Annotated in this window: 6 protein-coding genes and 1 pseudogene; 2 read left to right on the top strand and 5 right to left on the bottom strand. The window is 64.1% G+C overall.

The window, feature by feature from the left end; all coding sequences use genetic code 11:
• Window positions 1-321, top strand: a pseudogene (locus ACFSNN_RS02925) (alpha/beta hydrolase); the annotation flags it as partial.
• 69 nt (window positions 322-390) lie between these two features.
• Here ACFSNN_RS02925 and ACFSNN_RS02920 read toward each other — a convergent pair.
• The 4 genes from ACFSNN_RS02920 to ACFSNN_RS02905 form a co-directional block, all read right to left on the bottom strand.
• Entirely contained in the window at window positions 391-858 is a 468-nt protein-coding gene (locus tag ACFSNN_RS02920) for a low affinity iron permease family protein (protein WP_134463105.1), read from the bottom strand.
• 79 nt (window positions 859-937) lie between these two features.
• Window positions 938-2,497, bottom strand: a complete 1,560-nt coding sequence (locus ACFSNN_RS02915) for a PqiB family protein (RefSeq protein ID WP_134463107.1) — start codon at window positions 2,495-2,497, stop codon at window positions 938-940.
• Between the two features lie 248 nt (window positions 2,498-2,745).
• Window positions 2,746-2,967 carry a hypothetical protein gene (locus ACFSNN_RS02910; protein WP_134463109.1) on the bottom strand — a complete coding sequence of 74 codons (222 nt, stop codon included), beginning with the start codon at window positions 2,965-2,967 and terminating at the stop codon, window positions 2,746-2,748.
• Between the two features lie 129 nt (window positions 2,968-3,096).
• A complete protein-coding gene (locus ACFSNN_RS02905) occupies window positions 3,097-3,759 on the bottom strand; it encodes a DUF3313 domain-containing protein (protein WP_134463111.1) in 663 nt (220 codons plus the stop codon).
• A 236-nt stretch (window positions 3,760-3,995) separates the two neighbouring features.
• On the opposite strand from ACFSNN_RS02905, the gene ACFSNN_RS02900 reads away from it, so the two are divergent.
• Entirely contained in the window at window positions 3,996-4,592 is a 597-nt protein-coding gene (locus ACFSNN_RS02900) for a TetR/AcrR family transcriptional regulator (RefSeq protein ID WP_134463113.1), read from the top strand.
• A 44-nt stretch (window positions 4,593-4,636) separates the two neighbouring features.
• On the opposite strand, the gene pdxR is transcribed toward ACFSNN_RS02900, so the two are convergent.
• On the bottom strand, window positions 4,637-6,139 hold the full coding sequence (pdxR, locus tag ACFSNN_RS02895; RefSeq protein WP_134463115.1) for a MocR-like pyridoxine biosynthesis transcription factor PdxR: 1,503 nt from the start codon (window positions 6,137-6,139) through the stop codon (window positions 4,637-4,639).
• Window positions 6,140-6,228 lie beyond the last annotated feature (89 nt).

Genomic DNA, 6,228 nt, shown 5'->3' with positions numbered 1-6,228 from the left:
CGCTCGGCGCAATCGTTCAGCAACCCGGACCATGTCGCGGTGGTGATTCACAATTACCGCTGGCGTCTGGGGCTGGTGAAGGGCGAGGCGCAATACGACGAACTGGAGAAGCGCCTGGCCGCGGCGCCGACGATTGCCGTGCCGACCATCACGATGGAAGGCGACGCGAACGGCGCGCCGCACCCCGATCCGGCGGCGTACGCGAAGAAGTTTACCGGCAAGTACGCGCACCGGAACATCGGCGGCGGCGTCGGACATAACCTGCCGCAGGAAGCGCCGAAAGCATTCGCCGATGCCGTGATCGACGTCGCACGTTTCTGAGCGGATTGCGCGCTAACGCGTGATCGCGGACAAAGCGTCGGCTAGTCGCGTTGCGACGCGCGCGTCCGTTTAGCCGCCCCGCGCCTTGCCGCCTGGCCGCTCTTCGTGACCGTCATCGTCATCGCGATTGTCGACGAAGGGCGAATCGGTGTCGCTGCCGCCAGCACGCAGCGCGATCCGCGCTTCGTTAGCCAGTCTTTCGTAGTGTTTGCGAAAGCGCGTCAAGTCTTTTTCCTCGAGCTCTTCGAGATCGAGCAGGGCGTTGTGAGCGCCTGCCAATGCGCGGATCAACTCGTCGAGCTTGATCTGCATCGCGGCGGTGTCGCGGTTCTGGGTGTTCTGGATCAGGAAGACCATCAGAAACGTGACGATCGTCGTCGACGTGTTGATCACGAGTTGCCACGTATCGCTGTAGTGAAAGAGCGGGCCGGTAAGAGCCCAGACGGTCACCATGAGGACGGCCAGCACAAAGGTGGCCGGTCTGCCGGTCATCGTGGAAAGGAAGCTTGAGAACTTCGAAAACCATTTGCCGTTCATCGTGATCTCCGGGAGTCGGGTCGACGTGAGGCATCATCGCACAGACGCAACCCCGGGCAGGGGCATGCCGCGAAGCACGTCAACGGTCCGCCGATTTACCCCACACGATCGATTCAGGATGCTGTTCCAGGTAATCCGACAGCGCCTTCAGCGCGCCGAGTGTCCGGCGCAACTCGGTCAACGCCTGACGGATATCGGTGTGCATCGGCGAATCCTGCTGCAACATTGCGTTTGCGGCGTTGAACGAGCGCTCGGCAGCCGCCAGCGTCGTGTGCGCCTGCGGCACCAGCTCCGTGTCGATGCGCTGGAACAGGGAATCGGCGTTCACGAGTGCCTGATTCAGGTTGAAGCCGATCTCGTCGAAGGGGACGCGGTCGAGCCGCTTCACGATGTTGGCCAGTTGGTCCTGTAGCTCTTCGACGGTATTGGGCACGGTCGGCAGTTCGACCGGCATGCGGCTCGTGTCGATGCTGACAGCGGGCACGTTCGGGAAGAAGTCCAGCGCCACATAGCGCTGGCCGGTCAGGACGCTCCCCATGCGCAACTGCCCGCGCAAACCTTGGGCGATCAGCTGCTGCAGCAGCGCCTTGGCCGCCGCGCCGGAGCCTTTTCCGAGCGCCTCTTTGTAGCGCCGTCCGAGACGATACGGGTAGAGATTGAGCGTCACCACCATGTCGAAGCGGTTGTGCGCCGGAGCGAAGTCGAGATCGATGGCGGTGACCTCGCCCAGTTCGACGCCGTCGAAGTCGACCGGCGCGCCGACTGACAGTCCGCGCACGCTTGCGTTGAACCTCATGCGCACCGGCGCGGCGGGTCCATCATCGGCACGATGCATTGCGTCGGTTCTGTTCGCGGCGAGAGCGAACGCGGTGCCGTCGGCCGCGCGATGTTCGGGCGTCCGCGATTCGGGCAGGTCGAATACGACGCCTCCGGAGAGCAGCGTGGCAACGGACTGAGTGTCCAGCGTCAAGCCGCTCGAATCGAAGCGCAGGTCTATGCCGCTTGCGTGCCACCATCGTGTGCCCGATGTGACATAGCGGTCGTAGGGTGCTTTCACGAATATATCGACATCGACGGCGGAGCCACCGCGAGCCAATGAATAGTTGGGGACTTGCCCCACCTGCACGCGGCGGAAATAGACCGGCGAACCCACGTTGAGCGATTCGAGCGAAGCGGCGTGCAGCACGAAGCGGCCGCCGTTCTGGTCGCTGGTGACGGACGGCGGCGTCTCCAGTCCCGCGAATTGCCGGCATGTCGGCGCCGCGCTTCCGACATCCACTGCGATGTACGGCCCGGAGATGAACGTCGTTAGTCCGGAGACGCCGGCGGTGCCGACGCGCGGGCGCACCACCCAGAAGCGCGTGCTGCATGTCGAAAACCGTTCGGCGGACGTGTCGAGTTGCAGCACGGCGAGCACGCGTGAGCGATCGTGCGAGAGCCGCAGTTCCGTCAATCTGCCGATCTCGACGTCCTTGTAACGCACGCGGGTTTTGCCGGCTTCGAGTCCTTCGGCCGTGGCGAAGCTGACGGTGACCTCGGAGCCGGATCGTTCGAGCCAGGGCGCGAAGAGCGCGAGACAGATCAAGGCGGCGGCAATCGGCGCGAGCCAGACGAAGGCGAGGCGTGGGCGAAGTCGCATTTACAACTTTCCACGCACTACATCGCCCAGGTCTTTCGCCAACCGGCAAGCGCGCAGGCAGCCGGTGCGTAGAGAGCGCAGCGCGAGCTTCATGCTGTGCCTGATGCCTGCGCGAATCGCCACGGCCAGCGTGCAGTCGCGCAAGCTCGACGTCTGCTGGCCGGCAGTCTTGCGCCGGTCTCGCGTACGCGTGCTATCTGGATGTCGCGGGCACATGATGTCCGAACCTTCTGGAGAGACCTGCCGGATTAGCGAGGAGCGCTATGAACATCCGCATAGAAGCTCATCGCCAGCGTGATGTAGACAAGTGCGGCAAAGACGCCGGCCAGCGTGCCGAACGCATCTCTCGCGGCCGGGCCGCGCGCGAATTGAACGGGAATTCCCACCAGCAGATACGCCACGGCGAACACGACAGCGACCATCAAAGGCGGTGGGGCGAGTGAGACGACGAGCTCAGCGAATGCGCGCATACGCGTACCTCGGAGTAGTCCGGAAGAGCGGCCTTCTCGTTGAGTGGGGCTGCCGCGGCGGTGTGGCGTGGCGCCTGCGCGCCGCGCGTCAGCGCCACGCGCCGCTGAAGGCGGTGGGCAGTGGGCCGGTCAATGAAGCTGCGCCACCAGCGCGTCCGCACCCTTGTCGAGTCCGGTCTTCGCGGCACCCAGGGAACCGAACGCGGCCGGCAGATTCATGGCATTCGGATACTGCTTCGACACGTAGGCCTTCAACAGTTGGCCGCTCGCCGCGTCATAGACTTCCACCGCGTAGGACACCGAGCCGCTGAATGCGCCCTGGCCGCCGCGGATCGACTGCACGCCGTTGTAGAGATTGCCCGCAAGATCGAAATGCATGAACTGTCCGACCAGTAACGTCGTGCTTTCGGCGCCGGTCAAGGTCAGCTTGATCCGCAAGGTGTGCGGGCCGGGCTGCGTGGCCATGTCGAACCGTTTCGATAGTTTGTCGGCGAAGGTCTTCTGCATGTAGTCGGCGAGCGCGGTTCTATCCGCAGTCTTTAATTCGCCAAACTGGCTGTCGCTGCCTTGATAGATCGCGACGGGGTCCAGTACGACCTGCGTATAGCGCGCCCAGACCACGGGTGCCGTGTACTTGTAGGGCACTTTGCTCGCGTCGTCGTCCCGGTTCTGTTTCAACTGCGGCGACGAAGCGATGCCCGTGTAAGCGACGGGTTGCACACCCGCGCAAGCCGTGAGCGCGAGTGCCGCTGTGCCGGCAAGAAGAAGCGGGACGAGTTTGTTCGTGAACATTGCATGTTCCTTGAAGGGCAAATTGAGTGCCGGTGATTGCCGGGCGGCGTCCAGTTCAGACGAGAACCGATGAGGCCGAACAGTAGCACCGTCTTAATTTAATGTAAACCGTCTATCCGGTTTGTTTGTTGGGAGGGCTGGGCGGTACAATTCCAAACCTCAGCAGCCCAACACCATCACGACGCGGCAGCCAACGGGCCGGCACGGCCGGCGTGGCGACGTCATCACTATCGACAATGGATAACCAGACCCGCTCGGAGATTTCCCGCAAGAAGGCAATCGATGCCGCTCTCACCATCCTGACCCGCGAAGGGATCGGTGGGCTGACGTTCGATTCGTTGTCGCGCGAAAGCGGCATCAGCAAAGGCGGATTGCTGCATCAGTTCCGCACGAGGCAGGGTGTGCTGTGCGCGTTGCTGGAGTTTCAGCGGCAGCAGTTCGAACAGATCGCGCGCGACTATCTGGCGAACGAGGGCCCATCGAAAGCAGAGCCGAACCTCGCCGCGCAGATCGCGATTTATCGGGAGTCCATCAATCAGCCGCATTCCGTGGCGCGAGCCGTGCTTGCCGCGCTGGTCGAGAATCCGACCTTGCTCGACGACATGAAGGCGTTCGATGCGCAGAAAATGAAGGCCATGCAGGATGAAGCGAGCGACCTCGATCTGTCGCTCTTGCGCTACTTCGCTGCCAGTGGCCTCGCGTTTCATTCTCTGCTGGGACTGTCGCCGCTTGACGATGCGACGCGCAACAGGCTGTTCGATCGTCTGCTCGATGAAGCGAGCTGGCAGGGGCAGAATGCGCCGGTGAAACGTCGCAAGCGGTCTGCGGGCTGAGTTGCGCGGCTAGCGTTATGCTGGCCTGCCGCCGTCGCGCGGGTTCATCGCGAACGGCGCGTCAATGCCCGGGCAAGGGCAATCACGCCGGACTCTATTTCCTCGACACCGATCGCAGCAAATCCGAGCACAAGCCCCGGCGGCGCGGCACGGTCGATCGCGTATAGCGACAGCGGACGCGTCTCGATGCCTTCGCGTGCCGCTCGCCGCGCGGCGTCGGTGTCGTCGGCGTCTCGCGGCAGAAACGCGGGCGCGTCGAGACCCGCCACGATCGGCGCAAGCGCAAGCAAACCCGAGAGATGCCGCTCGAGCGCCGACGTCAGGGCCTCGGCTCGTTCGCCATAGAGCATGCGCATGCGCCGTATGTGCCGGCCGAAATGGCCGTCGGCAATAAAGTCGTGCAGCACGGATTGCTGGTCGGTCGGAACATGCCGTGCCGTGGACGACAGCGCGGCCACGAACGGCTCGACCAACCGGTCGGGCAAGATCGCGTACGCGGTCCTCAAAGCGGGAAACAGCAGTTTGCTGAAGGTGCCGCAGTAGATCACGTGTCCGTGATCGTCGAGGCTCTTCATCGCGGCGAGCGGGTGGCCCTCGAAGCGGTACTCGCTGTCGTAGTCGTCCTCGATGATGATGGCGCCTCGCTCGCGCGCCCATTCGAGCAGCGAGAGCCGCCGTTCGAGCGCGAGCGGCGGACCCAGCGGCGCCTGACGCCCGGCGGTGACATAGGCGAGACGCGCTGCTGCGGCGTGCTGACGAGCCCATGACACATCGGCGCCCGCTGTATCGACCGGCACGCCGATCACTCGCGCGCCCGCGGCTTCGAGCACGAAACGGGCGCCGGGATAACCGGGATCTTCCATCCACGCAGTGTCGCCGGGATCGAGCAGCAGGCGAGCGCTCAGATCGATCGCCTGCTGAACGCTGCCCAACACGACGACGTTGTGCGCCGAGCATCGAATACCGCGCGACGGGCCGACATAAGCGGCGATCACTTCGCGCAGCGGCCGATATCCTTGCGCCTCGCCGTCGCCGAGCAGATCCCGCCGCGCGCGACGCACCCGGTTTGCCGCCAGCCGCGCCCACAGTTCGAAGGGAAACGCGTCGAGATCCGGTTGGCTGGCGCGAAACGCGCGCGCCGGATGAGCGCGGCCGCTAAGCTGAAACGCGCTGCGCGCGAGCAAACGGCCGCGCGTCGACAACTCGACATCAGGCGGTTGCGTACCGTTGTTGCCGTCGCGCTTTCCGGGCGACGTCCGCTCGCCGCTGTCGATGCGCCGGTCGGGCAGTTCTGCTGCAACGAAACTGCCTCGTCCCACCGCGCCCGATAGATACCCTTCCGCCTCAAGTTGCGCGAAAACGCCCAGCACCGTTCCGCGCGACAGTCGAAACCGCGCCGCGAGATCGCGTGTGGAAGGCAGGCGCGCGCCTGGCGGCAATGTCGCCGTCAGGATCGCCTGGCGCAGCTCGTCGTAGAGCCAGCGCTGAAGCGGCATGCCTTCCGGCCTCGGCGCTAGCGCAAGTTCGATCTGTTCGGCTCGCCGCACCTTGGTCTCCGTCTAATTGGCTCAGTCAATTTCCGAATAATGGACCTTTTTGATGACCATTAACAGTCTTATGCTGGACTCATCGGAAG

This window comes from Paraburkholderia dipogonis (assembly GCF_042680985.1).
GTDB classification, from domain to species: Bacteria; Pseudomonadota; Gammaproteobacteria; order Burkholderiales; family Burkholderiaceae; genus Paraburkholderia; species Paraburkholderia phytofirmans.
Note: the sequence above shows the minus strand (reverse complement) of the source record. Positions and strands in the feature narration are given on the sequence as shown.